Source organism: Heyndrickxia sp. FSL K6-6286 (assembly GCF_038630395.1).
Classification (GTDB): domain Bacteria; phylum Bacillota; class Bacilli; order Bacillales; family Bacillaceae_C; genus Heyndrickxia; species Heyndrickxia oleronia.
Map to the genome: position 1 here is coordinate 3,204,872 of NZ_CP152029.1, position 18,477 is coordinate 3,223,348.

Genomic DNA, 18,477 nt, shown 5'->3' on the forward strand with positions numbered 1-18,477 from the left:
TTAAAGCACGAAAATAAATGGTTAATTAGTTTAAGAAATAGAGTCATCTTTTTTGCATTTTGATCATGACTAACTCATAATGTTCTTAAAGGAGTGAGCGTTAATGGACAATTTTACATATTGGAACCCAACAAAATTAATTTTTGGTAAAGACCAATTAGAACAGCTAAAAACAGAAGTACCCCAATACGGAAAGAATATTCTACTTGTTTATGGCGGTGGCAGTATTAAAAGAAGTGGCTTATACGAACAAGTGATCAATATTTTAAAAAATTTAAATGCAAACATACATGAATTATCAGGGGTAGAACCAAATCCTCGCATTTCAACTGTTAGAAAAGGAGTAGATATTTGTAAAAAAGAACAAATTGATTTCATCCTTGCAGTTGGTGGTGGGAGTGTTATTGATTGCACAAAAGCCATTGCTGCTGGAGCAAAATATGATGGTGATTCATGGGATTTAGTTACAAAAAAAGCATTTGCTACAGACGCTCTTCCCTTTGGCACTGTTCTTACCCTTGCTGCAACTGGGTCTGAGATGAATTCTGGTTCTGTTATTACCAACTGGGAAACAAATGAAAAATATGGCTGGGGAAGCCCATTTACTTTCCCGAAATTTTCTATCCTTGACCCCGTTAATACATTTACAGTTCCTAAGGATCAAACGGTATATGGGATGGTCGATATGATGTCACACGTTTTTGAGCATTATTTCCATTTAACAGAAAATACTTTAATGCAAGATCGTATGTGTGAATCTTTATTATTGACTGTTATGGAAACTGCACCAAAGCTTATCAATGATTTAGAGAATTATGAATATCGTTCAACTATATTGTACAATGGGACAATGGCATTGAATGGTATGCTTTCTATGGGATTTAGAGGGGATTGGGCTACACATAATATTGAGCATGCGGTATCTGCCGTTTATGATATTCCCCATGGTGGTGGTCTGGCAATTCTATTTCCAAATTGGATGAAGCATAACTTAAAGGTGAAACCTTCTCGCTTTAAACAGCTAGCTGTTCGTGTATTTGGTGTTGATCCTGAAGGAAAAACAGACGAAGAAATTGGACTGGAAGGGATTGAAAAGCTTCGTGAATTCTGGAATAGCATAGGTGCACCATCAAGACTAGCTGATTATGGGATTGATGACAGTAAATTAGATATTATGGCTGATAAAGCAATGGCTAATGGGGAGTTCGGAAACTTTAAAAAGTTAAATCGGGATGATGTATTAGAAATTTATCGGTTATCACTATAATTTAAATAGGCTGACACTATGTCAGCCTATTTTCATGAATTTTTAATGGGAGCAAATGTTTTACGGTGAATGGGACAAGGCCCATATTTTTTAATCGCTAATAAATGTTCTTTCGTACCATATCCCATATGTTGCTCAAATTTGTATTCCGGATATGTAATACTATATTTTTTCATTAGATTATCCCTTGTTACTTTCGCAACAATTGATGCTGCAGCAATGGATACACTTAATGCGTCACCCTTAATAATCGATTGCTGTGGATAAGGAATATTTAGTTTCATCGCATCAATTAAACAATAATCAGGACGGATTGATAAGTTAGTGATCGCTTCTAACATCGCTTTTTTTGTTGCCTCATAAATATTTAATTGATCAATTTCTTCTGCAGTTATTAATCCAATACCTACAGAAATGGCGTTTTCAACAATATAATGATAATATTCTTCACGCTTTTTTTCCGATAGCTGCTTTGAATCATTAATACCAAGTAATTTAAAGCCTTTAGGTAGAATAACTGCAGCTGCCACTACAGGTCCTGCTAGTGGACCTCTACCGACTTCATCAATCCCAACTATGTACTCAAAACCCTGCCCCGCAAGTTCATCTTCATATTTCATCATTTCGTTAAATTTTTCATGTTGAACCTTAATATTTTCTTGCTCTTTATACCAATTTTGTAGGAGCTTTTGTACCCCTTTCCGTTCATCTAGTTCAAGTTGTTGAATAAACGGATCATCTAGGGTTTCAACTGTTTTTAGTGCTTCTTTTATATCTTTAATTGTGTTTGATTTCATCTGTATCCTCACTACTACTTTGAATGCAAATAGATAGTCAAATAGGGAAATTACACATGTCCCTTATTATTCAATCCTCAGATTGGTCTTCTGGTAAATCAAATGATATGCTACCTAATTTTTCAGAGCGAATATCCCTAATGATGGTTTCAGCTGTTTTATCATAGTCTACTTCACCTTTTGACATTAAACATCCCCTTAATGTCCCTATATGGTTAAACAGAGGCAAAATATCGGTAGGGATCTCCGATAGCTCGTATCTTTCCGTTAATCGATTCGGATAATGGTTTTCAAGAAAACGTAAAGCATATACAGCAATATCTTGTAAATTTAATATCGTATCTTTAATTGCACCTGTTAATGCTAATTTATAACCAACCTCCTGATCCTCAAATTTTGGCCAGAGAATCCCAGGGGTATCGAGAAGCTCCAGTTCCTTTCCCACCTTAATCCATTGCTGTGATTTAGTAATTCCAGGCATATTACCAGTTTTCGCAATATTCTTTTTCGCAAGACGATTAATCAAGGTAGACTTACCGACATTAGGAATGCCAATAATCATTGCTCTGATTGCTCTCGGCTTCATTCCTTTTGCTCTCATACGGTCAAATTTCGGCTTAAGTATTTCCTGTGCAGCATTAACAATCTGGTGCAAGCCACTGCCAGCTTGTGAGTTTATCGCTAATGCCTTTTTATCGTTTTGTTCATAGTATTTTAACCAACTATTTGTGATCTCTCTATCTGCCATATCTGCTTTATTTAATAATATTAAGCGTGGCTTCTGTTGAATGATTTCTTCTAGCATTGGATTGGCTGATGAAACAGGAATCCTTGCATCAACCAATTCAAAAATAATATCTACTAATTTAAGTTTTTCTGTTACTTCCCTTCGAGCTTTCGCCATATGCCCTGGAAACCATTGTATCGTCATCCTCTGCGCTCAACTCCAACTATTATTTATGTCATATTTTTATGTAATTACTTTACAATCCTAATATCAGAAATTGGCCACCATATTAATTTCGTATCACCAATTACTTTTTTTATTGGGATTGTTCCAATACTTCGACTATCCTTACTACCTCGACGATTATCCCCCATTACAAAAATTTCACCTTCTGGGACAGTATCTCTGCCAATATAGTCCCTCAACGTAAAATCTTCTGTTAATGTACCAACCGCGATTTCTTTCTTTGCCTCATCTAGATAAGGTTCTTTATAGGCTTTACCATTTATGTAAAGAATATCATCTTTATATTCAATTCTGTCCCCAGGTAAACCAATCACTCGTTTAATATAATCCTTCTTTTCTGGTGCATGGAAAACGATGATATCAAAACGATCGGGCTTTCCAAATCGATTAACAATCATGCGATCTCCATTATGTAGTGTAGGCATCATCGATGACCCATCAACAACAATTGGTGCAAATAAAAAATAACGAATAATAACTGCAAGAAGAACCGCAATTAGTAAAGCTTTTGTCCATTCCCATAATTCGTTTTTTTGTTTTGACATTATCCCGCCACCTTTGTTAAATTGCCAAGTATTATTATAAATATATCAGCTTCATCCAAAAAAGTGAAAGATTAAATTAAGATCATGATTTTATTTATCATTAATATTTCTTTAGAAAAATATATCAATAAAAGTCGAAAAGGAGCTTGATAACCAAGCTCCTTTTGTCTTTGAATCGTAGCTATCTTAATATTCTTTAAGAAATAGAATAGCTTCTTTTCATTATTAACGAATTTCTTTAATACGAGCGGCTTTACCACGTAAATTACGTAGGTAGTAAAGTTTCGCACGGCGAACTTTACCGCGACGCACTACTTCAAACTTCGCAATCTTAGGAGTGTGAACAGGGAAAGTACGTTCTACACCAACACCATAAGAAATTTTACGAACTGTGAAAGTTTCGCTGATTCCACCACCACGGCGTTTAATTACAACACCTTCGAATAACTGGATACGTTCGCGAGTTCCCTCGATAACTTTAACGTGAACACGTACAGTATCACCAGGACGGAACGCTGGAATATCAGAGCGAAGTTGATCTTTTGTGATTTCTTCAATAATTTTGTGCATCGAATTCAACTCCTTCCAACAGATGCTCATACAAATCCTTTATTGCAGCGGAACATCGTTTTCATATGATTTATGCGTTCATAAATCACAAGAAATATCTTACCATATCACTAGTTGTATTGCAATAACAACTTTTATTTGTTTTCTTTATGTTCTTTTTTCCAATCGTTGATCCATTGTTTATGTTTGTCAGTTAGAGGGTAATTTTCAAGAAGATCTGGTCTTCTTTGCAGTGTTCTTAATATCGATTCTTTTTCGCGCCATTCGTCAATATTCTTATGATTTCCGGAAATCAGGACATCTGGAACTGTCATCCCTCTAAAATTAGCAGGTCTCGTATACTGTGGATGTTCAAGTAACCCTGAAGAAAAGGAGTCCAAAATAGGAGAATCCTCATTACCTAATACTCCAGGAAGAAGTCGAACAACGCTATCTATGACAACCATTGCTCCAAGCTCTCCTCCAGTTAGAACATAATCACCGATGGATATTTCATCCGTCACAACATGTTCACGTATACGTTCGTCATATCCTTCATAATGACCACAGATAAAAATAAGATGTTGTTCTTGAGCTAATTCTTCCGAAACTTTTTGAGTTAAAACCTTTCCTTGTGGACAAAGGAGTATGACCCTAGGCTTCGTATGTTCATTCGATTTCGTTAAATGATCAACTGCATCAAAGATAGGCTGTGGTTTTAAAACCATGCCAGCTCCTCCCCCATAGGGGTAATCATCAACAGTTTGATGTTTATTATCAGCATAATCCCGAAAGTTGACTACATTATACTCTACGACATTTTTTTCTGCTGCTTTTTTCAAGATGGACGAACCAAATACACCCGTAAACATTTCTGGAAATAATGATAGTACATCTATTTTCATGATAATAAACCTTCCATTAATTCAATCGTAATTGATTTATCTTTTACATTTACAGACTTTACGACATCATCAATATAAGGAATTAAATATTCCTTACCATTTCCCCCTTTAACTACCCAAACATCATTCGCACCAGGTGTTAATATTTCTTTTACGATTCCAATTTCTTCACCATCTGTTGAAAAGACTTTACACCCGACAATTTCATGAAAATAAAATTCACCTTCGTCTAAACTTGTCAATTGTTCTTCAGAAATTTTTAAAATTCCATTTTTCCATGGTTCCACTTCATTAATATTATTGTATCCTTCAAAAGTAAGTAAATCGAAGTTTTTATGTGTACGATGAGTTTTTACTGTTAACTGAATCGGGGTATGATCATTAAGAAAAAGGTATAAAATATTTCCCTTTTTATATCGCTCTTCTGCGAAATCAGTCTTAGAAATAACCCTTACTTCTCCACCAAGACCATGGGTATTCACAATTTTTCCTACATTAAACCATTTAGTCATTTAAATCCACCTCTAACGTATTTCTATGATGATCCCATCTTTTACAATGATCATTTGTTCTTTTGTGATTTGATCCCAGCTGTCACCAACATTGACATCAACAAGAGCCTGTACTTCCTTCTCTTTGATTTCACTTCCTAATGGCAATAAGTTAAGCTGTTCAATTTGAAAATCAATTAATTTTATTTTTTCCTTCCGCCCATTAATTTCTTTCTCAAAATGTGATTTTAAACTAGCTGAAGGAAATTTCTTTGTTCTATCAAGTTTTTTTAATTCAAACCTTAATTGATCACATTCTTTTTGCAACATCATTTTTTTTTGATAATAGGATTGATGGAGTTCCTTTTTACTTTGTTCTGTTAATACCTGCTTTACCGTAACTGTTTGTAACAGCTGCATTTTTTACCTCCTTATATTTTACTGATTGATCTATTTAAAAACCTATTTAATGAAATAAAATAATAATAAGGAGTATGTGTGAGGTTTATGTACGATATTTATTTATTTATTATACAGAAGGCTCTTTTCTCAAACAATATCGCTTTAACTTTAAAAATAAGGTAACAACGACAAATTCCTTATTCCACTGAGAAAAGAGCGGAAGTCTTCTTAAGTACGCCGAACCCTTGATTCAGGTATAAAAGCCGGAAGTAGGGCTTTTAGGGCTTTTACTAAAAACTAAACGAATACAATCATACAGAAAAAGGGAGGTATTAAACCTCCCTTTTTCTGAACATTCATTAACAATGTTCATTCGACAATTTCCAAATAAATTTTCTTATGTTGTTTGGATCCTGCTGCAGCATAGACAACAGTTCGAATGGCTTTCGCAACACGCCCTTTTTTTCCTATTATCTTACCTATATCTGCTTTATTAACAGATAGTTGATAAGAAATATGATGATCTTCTTCAACTTCATGAACCGAAACATCCTCAGGAAAATCAACAAGGGGCTTAACAATCGTTAAGATTAGCTCGTGCATCGAAATCACGCTTATTTGCTATATTTCGCGTTGTGGAATTTTTCCATGATGCCTTGTTTTGAGAATAAGTTACGAACTGTGTCAGATGGCTTTGCACCATTTTGTAACCATTTTAATGCTAATTCTTCATTGATTTTCACTTCTGCTGGTTGTGAAACTGGGTTGTAAGTACCAACTGTTTCAATAAAGCGACCATCACGTGGTGAACGAGAATCAGCTACAACAATACGATAGAAAGGAGATTTTTTTGCTCCCATACGTTTTAAACGAATTTTTACTGCCATTTTAAATAGCACCTCCGAATAGTTTTACACAAGATAGTATATTATCAAATAAATACTTAGTTTGTAAAGTGTTTTTTCTTAACACTTATGATTATATCAAAAATGATGGACAAAATCATTACAAATTCGCTTTTTTTATATAAAAATAGCTTCTGCACTTGTCACTTAATCCCAGTGAGCTCAAGGCATATTGATATCGACCTACATAAAAGGAAATTTAAAGCCTTTTCGTTTACCCTTTTGCATGCCGGTCATTTGTTTCATCATTTTTTTCATGTCTTCAAATTGCTTTAACAGACGGTTCACTTCCTGTACAGAAGTTCCACTGCCTTTTGCAATTCTTTTCTTTCTACTGGCATTCATAATCTCAGGATTGATTTTTTCTTGTTTTGTCATCGATTGAATAATAGCTTCAACATGACTTATTTGTTTTTCATCAATTTGAAGATTCCCCATGCCTTTAATTTTATTTGCCCCTGGCATCATTTTTAACAACTCATCAAGGGGACCCATTTTTCGAACTTGCCCTAATTGATCAAGAAAATCATCAAATGTGAAATTCATTGTTCGTAACTTTTGTTCAAGTTCCTTTGCCTTCTCTTCATCTACATTAGCCTGTGCTTTTTCAATAAGTGAAAGCATGTCTCCCATACCTAAAATACGAGAGGCCATTCGTTCAGGGTGGAATGCTTCTAAAGCATCCAATTTTTCACCCATACCGACAAACTTTATAGGTTTTTCCGTAACAGCACGTATAGAAAGTGCAGCACCACCACGGGTATCACCATCAAGCTTAGTGAGAACGACACCGGTAATTCCTAATTGTTCATTAAAGCTATCGGCAACATTTACGGCATCTTGCCCAGTCATGGAATCAACTACTAGAAAAATTTCATCAGGATTAGATAATTCTTTAATTTCCTTTAACTCCTGCATCAATTCTCCATCAATATGCAAACGACCTGCGGTATCTATTAATACATAATCATTATGATCTTCTTTCGCTTTTTCGATCGCTTGTTTCGCAATTTCAATTGGACTTACTTGATCTCCTAAAGAAAAAACGGGCATATTTAGTTGTTTTCCAAGTGTTTCAAGCTGTTTAATAGCGGCTGGACGGTAAATGTCAGCAGCAACTAACAACGGATTACGATTATACTTTTTGCGTAGAAGATTTGCTAATTTACCAGTTGTCGTCGTTTTACCTGCTCCTTGTAGCCCAACCATCATTATGATCGTAGGTGGTCGTTTCGAAACAGCAATTTGGCTTTGCTCCCCACCCATTAAGTTCGTTAATTCTTCCTTAACAACCTTAATGACTTGCTGTCCAGGAGTTAAGCTTTTCATAACTTCCTGTCCAACAGCGCGTTCACTAACCTTTTTGATAAAATCCTTAACAACCTTGAAGTTAACGTCAGCCTCTAACAATGCTAGACGTACTTCACGCATCATTTCTTTTACATCGCTCTCCGATACTTTCCCTTTGCCGCGAATTTTCTGTATTGTGTTTTGAAGTCGGTCGGCTAGTCCTTCAAATGCCATTCATCCCGCCTCCTAGTCTAATTTCTCAAGCGCTTCAATAAGTGTCGAAATTTCTTCCTTCGAAGTAGTTTCAATAGCTTTTTTCAATTTTTCAAGAATTAAATTTCTCTCTTGAAATTTTTGGAATAACAAAAGCTTCTTCTCATATTCCTCAAGCATTGCTTCTGTACGCTTAATATTATCAAACACTGCTTGTCTGCTTACTTCATATTCTTCAGCAATTTCTCCGAGAGAAAAATCATCCAAGTAGTAGAGGGACATATAGCTACGTTGCTTTGGAGTTAACAACGATTGATAAAAATCATACAAATAATTCATTCTCGTTGTTTTCTCTAGCATAACCTTCCCCTCCCTTGTTAAGTGAAAAACCTTTACATATGAAGAATACACAGTTTTCATTCTTTTGTCAAGCAAACGAAAGAAATGCCTGGGGTTAACTGAAAAGAAGAACTATGGATAGACAAAAGAGCTGTGTATTAATGGGTCATCCCATCATACTTTGATCTATTCATATTGCGAAGGCTCGTCATCCTAGACAACTAAACAGGGCTGTCTAGCCAATAACTTGTCAGACAGCCCATCTTTAATTATTCTTCTACCTCTGTTTCTTCAATAACCGTTGAGAACAAACCGTACACGTATTTTTCAGCGTCAAATTCTTGAAGATCATCCATTTTTTCACCGAGACCAACAAACTTGACTGGAATATGGAGTTCATTGCGAATGGCAAGAACAATCCCACCCTTTGCAGTTCCATCTAATTTAGTTAATACGATTCCGGATACATCTGTTACTTCCTTAAAAGTTTTAGCTTGAAGCATTGCATTTTGTCCTGTTGTCGCATCTAAAACAAGCAGAACCTCATGTGGTGCTCCTGGAATTTCTCTTTCAATTACCCGCTTTACTTTTTCTAATTCATTCATTAGATTTACTTTATTTTGCAAGCGGCCTGCTGTATCACATAATAATATATCTGCTTTCCGGGCTTTGGCAGCTTGTACAGCATCAAACATAACTGCGGCAGGATCGGAGCCTTCTCCTTGTTTAATTACATCGACTCCCACACGATCTCCCCAAACCTCTAATTGATCAATTGCGCCTGCTCGGAAAGTATCACCTGCTGCTAATAACACTTTTTTCCCTTCACTTTTAAATTTATGTGCAAGCTTTCCAATAGTCGTTGTTTTTCCAACACCATTTACTCCAACAAATAAAATGACCGTTAATTGATCTTCTTGAATATTAATTGAATTTGGTGCATCTTCATTACCTTGATAAATTTCTACAAGTTTTTCGGATATAACAGATTGAACTTCCGCTGGATTTTGAATATTTTTCTTTTTTACTTCCATTTTTAAATCCTCAACAAGCTCCATTACAGTATTAAACCCTACATCTGCTTGTATAAGAATTTCTTCTAACTCTTCAAAAAAATCCTCGTCTACTTTACGATAACGTGCAACAAGATCATTCACCTTATTCGTAAAATTATCCCTTGTTTTCGTTAATCCCTGTTTAAATTTTTCAGTTACAGAATCTGTCGACTTTGTAAATTTATCCTTCAACTTTTTAAAAAAGCTCATATTTTTTCACTTCCTGTTCAAATCTATCTTTAGGATTGTACTAATTCTTTTGAAGCCTCAAGTTTGACAGATACAAGTTTCGATACTCCGGATTCTTGCATTGTTATACCATAAAGCACGTCAGCACCCTCCATCGTTCCTTTTCGATGGGTGATAACTATAAATTGCGTTTCTTCGCTAAATTTCTTTAAATATTTACTAAAACGATACACATTGGCCTCATCAAGTGCCGCTTCCACTTCATCCAGAATACAGAATGGCACAGGGCGGACCTTTAATATAGCAAACAGAAGAGCAATCGCCGTCAACGCTCGTTCCCCTCCAGAGAGAAGACCTAAATTTTGCAACTTTTTCCCAGGTGGTTGTGCAACAATGTCAACACCTGTATTTAATAAATCTTTAGGATCTGTTAGTTTTAATTCAGCACGTCCACCGCCAAACAAAGCTTTAAAAATCGGTTCAAAGTGGAACTTTACCGCTTCAAAGGTTTGCTCAAAACGTTTCTTCATTTCTTCATCCATTTCGTCGATAATTTGCAGTAGTGTTTCCTTTGCCTCGACCAAATCCTTTTGCTGTTCATTTAAGAATTGATATCGTTCAGAGACACGCTCATATTCATCGATGGCACCAATATTAACAGTCCCTAATTCATCAATTGCAAGTTTAATTAATTTCACTCGTTTTTGTGCTTCTTCTATCGGTACCTGTAAAGGATATTGTTCTTTAGCTGCTTCAAAAGTTAGCATATATTCTTCACGTAAACGTGTAAGTCGATTTTCTAAATCAACATCTAACCGGTTAATTTTAACCTCTTCATCCTTAACAACTTCTACTAACCCTTTATGCTGACGCTTTAATTCCTTTAGGTTTATTTCTGCATCCTCAAGTTTTGTTTGAAGTTGGATTCTTTCTTCACGTCTTATAGATATTAACTTTGTTGTTTCATTCTTATCTATTAATTTTTTTTCTGCTGCCTCCGAAAGTTCTTCCTCACCTGAATGATTATTTGTCATTTCTCCTTCAAGCCAATTTAAATCTTCGGAGTAGACAGCCCTTTTTTGCAAGCACTCTTCTATCTCAATCTCTGTATTATTTAATCTTTCACGACTCGAAACAAGTTGTTCATTTTTTACTGCTAAATCTGCTTTTAAATCACTGATTTCCGCTAAAAGTTCATCCTTAGAATTTTTTTGATTATTTTTCTGTAATGTTAGCGTTTCGATTTCCTTCTCAAGGCTTTCAATCTTAACAGTGATATCTTGTAAATGAATTGTTAATTCTTTGATCCGTTGGTCTATATTTGAAACAGATTGAATTGATTCTAATCGTTCCATGTCATAGATCTGAAGCTTTTCGTTTAAATTTTTCTCCGCTAATTCAATTTGTCTCATCTCGGATTTTAGTTCTTGTTCATTTAAGCGAAGCTTTTCGCCTTGTTGTCTTGCTTCTTCAAGATTTTTTTCGCTTTGAACAACTGTTTGCTTTAACGTTTTTACTTGTTGTTCCAGTTGTAAGGTCTTATCCTCCATTGAGACAATTTTTTCTTTTAGATCCTCTAGTTCACCTTTTCGACTAATAAGAGAGGCTGTCGTATTTTTAGCCGCTCCTCCAGTCATCGATCCTCCTGGATTAACAATATCACCATCTAATGTCACAATTCGATAACGATATTGTAATAACTTAGCTACTTCATTGGCTCCTTGTAAATCTTTGGTGATTACTACATTCCCTAAAAGATTGGAAATAATTGTCCGGTATTTAGAGTCCACTTCTACAAGATCGGCTGCCATTCCAATAAAAGATTGGGAGGAACGAACGATTTCTAGCTGATTTAGAGGCAATCCTTTTCCCTTAATAATATTAAGCGGTAAAAATGTCGCACGACCATATCTGTTTTTCTTTAAATATTCTATTGCTTTCCTTCCATCTTCCTCTGTCAAAACAATGATATTTTGTGCTGAACCACCTAAGGCTGTTTCAATCGCTAATTCATATTGTTTAGAAACTTGAATAAGTTCTGCTACTGCGCCTTCTATCCCAGATAATTTGGAATCTCGAGCCTTTAACACCTCACGCACACCCTGATAGAAACCTGAATAGTCTTCTTCCATTTCCTCTAATGTTTCTTTTCTTGATTTTGCCTTTTGTAAATATTGATAAGCTTGGTAAAGTGTTGTTTCCTGTTTTTGATATTGGTTTTTTAATGTTTCTAGTTTGTTTTGATGTTCACGGAATTGATGAACTTGCTTCTCTATCTCACTCCGAATATGTGTGAGTTGTTCCTCCGTGTTCCGTTTCTCCTCTGAAATCATTTGTCTTTGATCGATATATTTTTTATTCTCATCATCAAGTTTCTGATTTTTTGATTCATGTTGATTAAGCTGTTGTTCTAATAGGTTTTTCTCATTTCGACTTGATGCCTTCTCATTTAATAATTCGATATAATCCCCTTTTAGAGATTCAATTGTTGCTTCGATATCAATATTTAATTGATTGGATAACTCTATTTTTTCCTTGAGCAGTTTCCTCAAGGATGAAGCAGATTTCGTATGATTCTCAACTTCTGCTGTTAATAAACTTTTTTGCTCTTCAAGTTTAGCTAGTTTTGTCGTCATTTCTTGAACATTTTTTTCAAGTTGTTCTTTATTATTACTAGCATTCTTCTTTCTTTCTTTAAGAACTTCTTTCCTTCCCTCGAGCTTTTCTAACTCTTCTGTTGCTGAAAGTAATACATTTTGTAAATCATTAATCGATTCATCAAGCGCATGAAGACGATCTCTCATTTCCTCAATGATTGCTTCTTCCTTTTGAACCTTCGAAGAAAGACCCATTTCCTGATCTTGATGAATATCAAATTGTTTTTTCAAAATTTCCCATTTATGATTCAGTTCCTCAATCTCATAAACAGTTAGTGCCACTTCAAAATTCTCTAATTCATTTTTTTTATCTAAATAATCCTTAGCGATAGAAGACTGGATTTTTAATGGTTCAACCTGACTTTCTAGCTCATGGAGTATATCATTGACGCGATTTAAATTTTCCGCCGTTTCACCAAGTTTTGCTTCTGCCTTTTTCTTGCGTGTCTTATATTTTAGTACACCTGCTGCCTCTTCAAAAATGGTTCTTCTTTCTTCTGCTTTACTGTTCAAAATCTCTTCTACTTTTCCTTGACTAATGATGGAAAAAGCTTCTCGACCAAGTCCAGAATCCATGAACAAATCAATGATATCCTTTAGACGACAGGATTGCTTATTTATGTAAAACTCACTATCGCCTGACCGGTATACTCTTCTAGTTACACTAACCTCATTATATTCAATAGGTAATCGATGTTCTTCATTATCTAAAGTTAATGTTACTTCAGCAAAATTAAGAGGTTTTCTTGAATCACTTCCAGCAAAAATTACGTCCTCCATTTTGCCACCGCGGAGGGATTTGGCGGATTGCTCTCCTAATACCCATCTAACAGCATCAATAATATTACTTTTCCCACTGCCATTTGGACCTACAACTGCCGTTACTCCAGGTACAAATTCAACAGCAATTCTTTCGGCAAATGACTTGAATCCTACTATATCTAAGCGTTTAAGAAACAAGCTTCTCCCTCCATTTTCTTTTCTTCCTCTTCACATATTCATGCTTCTAGGAGAAGTGATACTGCCATAACTATTGTTCAATTATTGGTGTTTTAAGTTTACTTAAAGCAATTTGAGCAGCATGCTGTTCTGCCTCCTTCTTTGATCTTCCCGTTCCTACTCCTAATTCTTCACCATTAAGTGTGACTCGAGAGACAAATTCACGGTTATGGGCAGGACCCCGCTCTTGAAGAACGATATATTCAAGTAAACCAGAAGCATCCTTTTGAACAAATTCTTGCAATTGACTTTTAAAATCCATCACATGAGAAAAAGCACCGGCATTTATTTTTGGGTATACAACCTTTTCTAATATAGAAATAACTGTTTCAAGACCTTGATCTAAATATAAAGCACCAATGAATGCTTCAAATACATCTGCAAGCAAAGCAGGACGTGTTCTTCCCCCTGTCAGTTCTTCCCCTTTACCTAAAAGAACTAGCTCACCAAAATTTAATTCATTAGCAAATGTAACTAGTGATGGTTCACAAACTATTGCAGCTCGTAACTTCGTTAGCTTGCCTTCACTCATCGTAGGATATTTATTATAAAGATATTGTGAAACAGTAAGTTCTAAAACGGCGTCACCTAAAAATTCTAGTCGTTCATTATCAGCATGAAGTTTTTTACGATGCTCATTCACATATGATGAATGTGTAAATGCTTGTTTTAATAATTGTAACTGATTAAATTCTATTCCCATTTTCTTTTGGAATTGGTTAAATTTCTCGTCTATTTTCAATGAATATTTTTCATTTGCACGATATGATCTACGCATTTGGTCATCCACCTTGTTAATCTCTGTTATTTAAAACTACATATAAAGTTTATTAAAAAATTGCCTTTAGTGCAAAGGTCATTTTTTAAATATCATAACTAAACTAAATAGTCATTTCATAGCTTTCTCTATTAAATCTTTAATATATCAAAGTTTAGCAAAGAAAAAAGTAAAAGAGGGTGTCCTAAGTGAACAAATCACTAAGGGCACCCTTGTTCGATCATTATTGAACGATTATGCTTGAGCTTGTATGTAATTAACAGCGTCACCCACTGTTGCGATTTTTTCAGCATCATCGTCAGAAATTTCCATGTCAAATTCGTCCTCAAGTTCCATTACTAATTCAACTACATCAAGGGAATCTGCGCCTAAATCGTCTTTAAAAGAAGCTTCTAAAGTAACTTTAGATTCTTCTACACCTAAACGATCCACGATAATTTTCGTTACACGTTCTAATACGTCTGCCATATGGTTCACCTCCCCTCAAGACATTATAGATGAATTTGTTTAAATAATAAAGTGAAATTTATAGAGGAGTTGTAATTGCCTCTACCAACTACATTACCATGCCACCATCAACATGGAGGGTTTGACCTGTCATATAATCAGATGCAGTAGAAGCTAAGAATACTACCACACTTGCAACATGTTTTGGATCACCAAAGCGAGCTAACGGTATTTGCTTAAGCATTTCAGATTTAACTTCCTCAGGAAGCTTATCAGTCATATCGGTTGTTATAAATCCTGGAGCTACAGCATTAACATTTATCCCACGTGATGCAAGCTCCTTTGCTGTCGTTTTAGTTAAACCTATCACTCCAGATTTTGCAGCTACATAATTAGCTTGTCCAGGATTACCGCTTACACCAACAATGGAAGCAATATTAATTATTTTTCCAGAACGTTGCTTCATCATTTGCCTTGTTACTCCCTTTGTGCAAAGGAATACACCTTTTAAATTGATGTTAATAACGTCGTCCCATTCCTCTTCCTTCATTCTCATCAATAAATTATCTCTTGTAATACCTGCATTATTAATAAGAATATCGAGTTTACCGAAAGTCTCAATTGTTTCTTTGACCATATCTTGCACTTCATTATTATTAGCAACATTACACTGAATGGCTTTGGCCTCTCTACCTAAAGCTAATATTTCTTTGACAACTTCCTCAGCTCTATCTTTACTCCCTGAATAATTCACAATAACATTAGCGCCTTCTCTTGCTAGTTCTAATGCAATTTCACGTCCAATTCCACGCGATCCACCCGTAACAAGGGCAACTTTTCCTTCAAGCTGCATCTTTTCTCCTCCTAGCTATTATATATGCTATTTTCTATAACAATACTGTTATTGTAGGTAATACTTTAACGCATAGAACGGAACGACTGTACCTTATTAGAAAGTACGCCTACAGTAGGGCTATTACATAAGCAACAAACTATACGAAAACCGATTTCATTCATATTTGAGCGCTCAGTTACTACTTAGTTCACTAATAAGTTTTTCACAGCTTTCAATATCTTGAACGGAGTATGTTTTAACATCTCGATTTATTTTTCTTATTAATCCAGATAAAACTTTTCCTGGCCCTATTTCTATAAAAGTATCAACACCATCTTCGATCATTGTAACGATTGAATCCTCCCATAAAACAGGTGAATACAATTGTTCAATTAGTTTTGCTTTAATATCTTGAGATTGATGCATTGCTCCTGCTGTAACATTAGCAATAACTGGTGTTTTAGCATCTTGTACAGTGATTTCATCAAGAACCTGGACAAATTTTTCTGCAGCTGGTTTCATTAGCTCAGAATGAAATGGTCCACTTACTTGTAAAGGAAGTACACGCTTTGCACCTGATTCTTTTGCTTTTTGTGAAGCAAGTTCAACACCTTTTACTGTCCCAGAAATAACGATTTGTCCTGGACAATTTAAATTTGCTAATTGAACAGAATGACCACTTAACGTAATTTCTTTTGTAATTTCTTGAAGTGAATCTCGATCCAAGCCAAGTACAGCAGCCATCGTTCCTTCACCATTCGGCACAGCTTCTTCCATATATTCACCACGTTTATGAACAGCATAAACGGCATCCTCAAAATCAATTGCTCCAGCTGCAACGAGTGCTGTGTACTCTCCAAGACTATGACCTGCTGTATAATCTGCACGTATTCCTGCTTCTTCAAGACAATTTAATATAGCTATACTCGTAGTAAGTAATGCTGGCTGTGCATTGGTCGTTAATGTTAATTGATCCAATGGTCCATTTAAAATAATAGTTGATAAAGAATATCCCAAACGCTTGTCTGCACGTTCAAAGATTGATTTCGCATCAGCATTGTTTTCAATTACTGATTCTCCCATACCAACCGTTTGAGAACCTTGACCTGGAAAAACAAATGCAATTTTCCCCATGATAATCTCTCCTTACTTGTTTTCCTTTTTTATCGTATCTTTAATAATTTGTGTCACATGATGACTAGCCATTTCTCGTGCTTGTCTTACTGCATTATAAAGGGCATTGGCATTTGATGAACCATGAGCCTTAATAACCGGTGAATTTATACCAAAAAGACCTGCACCACCATATTCAGTGTAATCCATCATATTTTTTAATTCTTTAAGCTCATTTTTTACTAAACCAGCAGCCAATTTACTTTTAAAATTCGTCATAAATGCTTTTTTTAAGAGTGAGAATAACGATCCTGCCGTACCTTCAATTGTTTTTAACACCATATTACCAGTAAATCCATCTGTTACGACAACATCAGCCGGACCTTGTAAAAGCTCTCTTGATTCAATATTACCTACAAAGTTTAAATCAGCTTCTTTTAACAATTCAAATGTTTTTTTCGTTAATTCATTTCCTTTTTTCTCTTCCGTTCCAATATTCAATAAGCCAACCCGTGGTTTAGCAATACCACGTACCTTCTCTGCATAGATGGACCCCATAATGGCATATTGGAGTAAATGTTCTGGTTTCGCTTCAGCATTTGCACCCAAATCTAGCATAACAAAACCTTTACCATCAATTGTTGGTAAAGTAGGGGCAAGTGCAGGACGTTCAATTCCGTCAATTCGTCCAATAACGAATAGCCCTGCAGCCATTAATGCTCCTGTGTTTCCGGCTGAAATACAGGCATCTGCCTTGCCATCAGCAACTGCCTGGGCCATCAAGACCATGGAGGCTTGTTTTTTACGTCGAACGGCTTTGACAGGCTCATCAGTTCCTTCGATTACTTCATCAGTATGGACAACCTCAACACGTGGATTTTCTTCTAAATATTGTTTAATTTCATCTTCTTTCCCGAATAGTATTATTTCAATATCGGGAAATTCTTTAATTGCTTTATTTACACCTAAAACTATTTCCTTAGGAGCGTTGTCTCCACCCATTGCATCAATAGCAATTTTCATATTTGTCACCTTTTCTATTTCAAACTCTATCTATTATCGAAACAATCGCATCTATTTAAATTAATGACTATTTCGATACATTTCGAACTCACCTTTAAATACAAGTTCATTTCCAACAAAACTATTAACCTCTACAACAGTTCGGTCTTTTTCATTATGTACATCGTATACTTTTGCTTTTGCAATCACACGTTCTCCTAGCTTTACCGAACGAGTAAAATGAATATTCGCTTTAGCTGTCAATGCTAATTCATCATTGATCACAGCAACTGCTAATGAATTTGCCTGTGCAAAAAGATGATGTCCTCGTGCAATCGCATTTCGTTTAAACACGTGTTCTTTTTTTACCTCGAAAATAGATATTGCACTTTTATCCAGGTCAATATCTATAATTTCTCCGATAACCTCATCGATCGGAAGTGAAATGACCTCATCTGCAAAACGTTTCTCCGCAACATTCTTTATCCTTTCCCTTAACTCTGGAATAGATAACTCCAGTCGATCTAAGCGAATGGTTTGGACACTTACATGAAATTGTTCTGCCAGTTCTTCATCAGTAATAAATGGATTAGTTTTTATCGTATCCTGTAATCGTATTTGCCGTTCTTTTTTCATTATCTTCATCAACAATCATCACCATTCACGATATTAGGACTTGGTACTAATAGTAGTATATAAAAAGAATGAGGAGAATGCAAGATAAGT

General features: G+C 35.4%; 20 protein-coding genes. 1 reads left to right on the forward strand and 19 read right to left on the reverse strand.

The window, feature by feature from the left end; all coding sequences use genetic code 11:
* Positions 1 to 103 precede the first annotated feature (103 nt).
* A complete protein-coding gene (locus MHI39_RS16165) occupies positions 104 to 1,267 on the forward strand; it encodes an iron-containing alcohol dehydrogenase (RefSeq protein WP_342539730.1) in 1,164 nt (387 codons plus the stop codon).
* 32 nt (positions 1,268 to 1,299) lie between these two features.
* Here MHI39_RS16165 and MHI39_RS16170 read toward each other — a convergent pair whose 3' ends face one another.
* The 19 genes from MHI39_RS16170 to fapR form a co-directional block, all read right to left on the reverse strand.
* A complete protein-coding gene (locus MHI39_RS16170; protein ID WP_180212910.1) occupies positions 1,300 to 2,064 on the reverse strand; it encodes a ribonuclease HII in 765 nt (254 codons plus the stop codon).
* 70 nt (positions 2,065 to 2,134) lie between these two features.
* Positions 2,135 to 2,995: a ribosome biogenesis GTPase YlqF gene (ylqF, locus tag MHI39_RS16175; RefSeq protein ID WP_342539732.1), complete on the reverse strand. Its 861-nt coding sequence runs from the start codon at positions 2,993 to 2,995 to the stop codon at positions 2,135 to 2,137.
* A 47-nt stretch (positions 2,996 to 3,042) separates the two neighbouring features.
* Positions 3,043 to 3,582 (reverse strand): signal peptidase I, encoded by a 540-nt coding sequence (gene lepB / locus MHI39_RS16180; protein ID WP_058002630.1) that lies wholly within the window; start codon positions 3,580 to 3,582, stop codon positions 3,043 to 3,045.
* 225 nt (positions 3,583 to 3,807) lie between these two features.
* A complete protein-coding gene (gene rplS, locus MHI39_RS16185) occupies positions 3,808 to 4,152 on the reverse strand; it encodes a 50S ribosomal protein L19 (RefSeq protein WP_058002629.1) in 345 nt (114 codons plus the stop codon).
* Between the two features lie 134 nt (positions 4,153 to 4,286).
* The gene (gene trmD / locus MHI39_RS16190) at positions 4,287 to 5,036 is read right to left on the reverse strand and encodes a tRNA (guanosine(37)-N1)-methyltransferase TrmD (protein WP_251345334.1); all 750 of its coding nucleotides are present in this window, start codon (positions 5,034 to 5,036) and stop codon (positions 4,287 to 4,289) included.
* On the reverse strand, positions 5,033 to 5,548 hold the full coding sequence (gene rimM / locus MHI39_RS16195) for a ribosome maturation factor RimM (protein ID WP_058002627.1): 516 nt from the start codon (positions 5,546 to 5,548) through the stop codon (positions 5,033 to 5,035). Before rimM ends, trmD begins: the two co-directional genes overlap by 4 nt.
* 12 nt (positions 5,549 to 5,560) lie before the next feature.
* Positions 5,561 to 5,947 (reverse strand): YlqD family protein, encoded by a 387-nt coding sequence (locus MHI39_RS16200; RefSeq protein WP_058002626.1) that lies wholly within the window; start codon positions 5,945 to 5,947, stop codon positions 5,561 to 5,563.
* Positions 5,948 to 6,298: 351 nt separating this feature from the next.
* Entirely contained in the window at positions 6,299 to 6,532 is a 234-nt protein-coding gene (locus MHI39_RS16205) for a KH domain-containing protein (protein WP_058002624.1), read from the reverse strand.
* A gap of 11 nt (positions 6,533 to 6,543) precedes the next feature.
* Positions 6,544 to 6,816 carry a 30S ribosomal protein S16 gene (gene rpsP, locus MHI39_RS16210; RefSeq protein ID WP_058002623.1) on the reverse strand — a complete coding sequence of 91 codons (273 nt, stop codon included), beginning with the start codon at positions 6,814 to 6,816 and terminating at the stop codon, positions 6,544 to 6,546.
* A gap of 201 nt (positions 6,817 to 7,017) precedes the next feature.
* Positions 7,018 to 8,358 (reverse strand): signal recognition particle protein, encoded by a 1,341-nt coding sequence (gene ffh, locus MHI39_RS16215; RefSeq protein WP_058002622.1) that lies wholly within the window; start codon positions 8,356 to 8,358, stop codon positions 7,018 to 7,020.
* A 12-nt stretch (positions 8,359 to 8,370) separates the two neighbouring features.
* Complete coding sequence (locus MHI39_RS16220; protein ID WP_058002621.1) at positions 8,371 to 8,697, reverse strand: putative DNA-binding protein; 327 nt, start codon at positions 8,695 to 8,697, stop codon at positions 8,371 to 8,373.
* A 248-nt stretch (positions 8,698 to 8,945) separates the two neighbouring features.
* Positions 8,946 to 9,941, reverse strand: a complete 996-nt coding sequence (ftsY, locus tag MHI39_RS16225; RefSeq protein ID WP_216383840.1) for a signal recognition particle-docking protein FtsY — start codon at positions 9,939 to 9,941, stop codon at positions 8,946 to 8,948.
* 29 nt (positions 9,942 to 9,970) lie between these two features.
* On the reverse strand, positions 9,971 to 13,537 hold the full coding sequence (gene smc / locus MHI39_RS16230; protein WP_342539736.1) for a chromosome segregation protein SMC: 3,567 nt from the start codon (positions 13,535 to 13,537) through the stop codon (positions 9,971 to 9,973).
* 70 nt (positions 13,538 to 13,607) lie between these two features.
* Positions 13,608 to 14,354 carry a ribonuclease III gene (gene rnc / locus MHI39_RS16235; protein ID WP_058002618.1) on the reverse strand — a complete coding sequence of 249 codons (747 nt, stop codon included), beginning with the start codon at positions 14,352 to 14,354 and terminating at the stop codon, positions 13,608 to 13,610.
* 234 nt (positions 14,355 to 14,588) lie between these two features.
* Positions 14,589 to 14,822, reverse strand: a complete 234-nt coding sequence (locus MHI39_RS16240) for an acyl carrier protein (RefSeq protein WP_058002617.1) — start codon at positions 14,820 to 14,822, stop codon at positions 14,589 to 14,591.
* An 88-nt stretch (positions 14,823 to 14,910) separates the two neighbouring features.
* Positions 14,911 to 15,654: a 3-oxoacyl-[acyl-carrier-protein] reductase gene (gene fabG, locus MHI39_RS16245; protein ID WP_058002616.1), complete on the reverse strand. Its 744-nt coding sequence runs from the start codon at positions 15,652 to 15,654 to the stop codon at positions 14,911 to 14,913.
* Positions 15,655 to 15,828: 174 nt separating this feature from the next.
* Positions 15,829 to 16,770, reverse strand: a complete 942-nt coding sequence (gene fabD, locus MHI39_RS16250; RefSeq protein WP_071976659.1) for an ACP S-malonyltransferase — start codon at positions 16,768 to 16,770, stop codon at positions 15,829 to 15,831.
* 12 nt (positions 16,771 to 16,782) lie between these two features.
* Entirely contained in the window at positions 16,783 to 17,772 is a 990-nt protein-coding gene (gene plsX / locus MHI39_RS16255; RefSeq protein ID WP_342539738.1) for a phosphate acyltransferase PlsX, read from the reverse strand.
* A gap of 60 nt (positions 17,773 to 17,832) precedes the next feature.
* Entirely contained in the window at positions 17,833 to 18,396 is a 564-nt protein-coding gene (gene fapR / locus MHI39_RS16260; protein ID WP_078109714.1) for a transcription factor FapR, read from the reverse strand.
* Positions 18,397 to 18,477 lie beyond the last annotated feature (81 nt).

Coding starts and splice junctions, on each gene's coding strand:
- MHI39_RS16165 (WP_342539730.1), top strand. CDS start 104: ATGGACAATTTTACATATTGGAACCCAACAAAATTAATTTTTGGTAAA.
- MHI39_RS16240 (WP_058002617.1), bottom strand. CDS start 14,822: ATGGCAGACGTATTAGAACGTGTAACGAAAATTATCGTGGATCGTTTA.
- plsX (WP_342539738.1), bottom strand. CDS start 17,772: ATGAAAATTGCTATTGATGCAATGGGTGGAGACAACGCTCCTAAGGAA.
- MHI39_RS16170 (WP_180212910.1), bottom strand. CDS start 2,064: ATGAAATCAAACACAATTAAAGATATAAAAGAAGCACTAAAAACAGTT.
- lepB (WP_058002630.1), bottom strand. CDS start 3,582: ATGTCAAAACAAAAAAACGAATTATGGGAATGGACAAAAGCTTTACTA.
- fapR (WP_078109714.1), bottom strand. CDS start 18,396: ATGAAGATAATGAAAAAAGAACGGCAAATACGATTACAGGATACGATA.
- MHI39_RS16220 (WP_058002621.1), bottom strand. CDS start 8,697: ATGCTAGAGAAAACAACGAGAATGAATTATTTGTATGATTTTTATCAA.
- rimM (WP_058002627.1), bottom strand. CDS start 5,548: ATGACTAAATGGTTTAATGTAGGAAAAATTGTGAATACCCATGGTCTT.
- fabD (WP_071976659.1), bottom strand. CDS start 16,770: ATGGGGAAAATTGCATTTGTTTTTCCAGGTCAAGGTTCTCAAACGGTT.
- MHI39_RS16205 (WP_058002624.1), bottom strand. CDS start 6,532: ATGCACGAGCTAATCTTAACGATTGTTAAGCCCCTTGTTGATTTTCCT.
- trmD (WP_251345334.1), bottom strand. CDS start 5,036: ATGAAAATAGATGTACTATCATTATTTCCAGAAATGTTTACGGGTGTA.
- fabG (WP_058002616.1), bottom strand. CDS start 15,654: ATGCAGCTTGAAGGAAAAGTTGCCCTTGTTACGGGTGGATCGCGTGGA.
- ffh (WP_058002622.1), bottom strand. CDS start 8,358: ATGGCATTTGAAGGACTAGCCGACCGACTTCAAAACACAATACAGAAA.
- ylqF (WP_342539732.1), bottom strand. CDS start 2,995: ATGACGATACAATGGTTTCCAGGGCATATGGCGAAAGCTCGAAGGGAA.
- rpsP (WP_058002623.1), bottom strand. CDS start 6,816: ATGGCAGTAAAAATTCGTTTAAAACGTATGGGAGCAAAAAAATCTCCT.
- MHI39_RS16200 (WP_058002626.1), bottom strand. CDS start 5,947: ATGCAGCTGTTACAAACAGTTACGGTAAAGCAGGTATTAACAGAACAA.
- rnc (WP_058002618.1), bottom strand. CDS start 14,354: ATGCGTAGATCATATCGTGCAAATGAAAAATATTCATTGAAAATAGAC.
- ftsY (WP_216383840.1), bottom strand. CDS start 9,941: ATGAGCTTTTTTAAAAAGTTGAAGGATAAATTTACAAAGTCGACAGAT.
- rplS (WP_058002629.1), bottom strand. CDS start 4,152: ATGCACAAAATTATTGAAGAAATCACAAAAGATCAACTTCGCTCTGAT.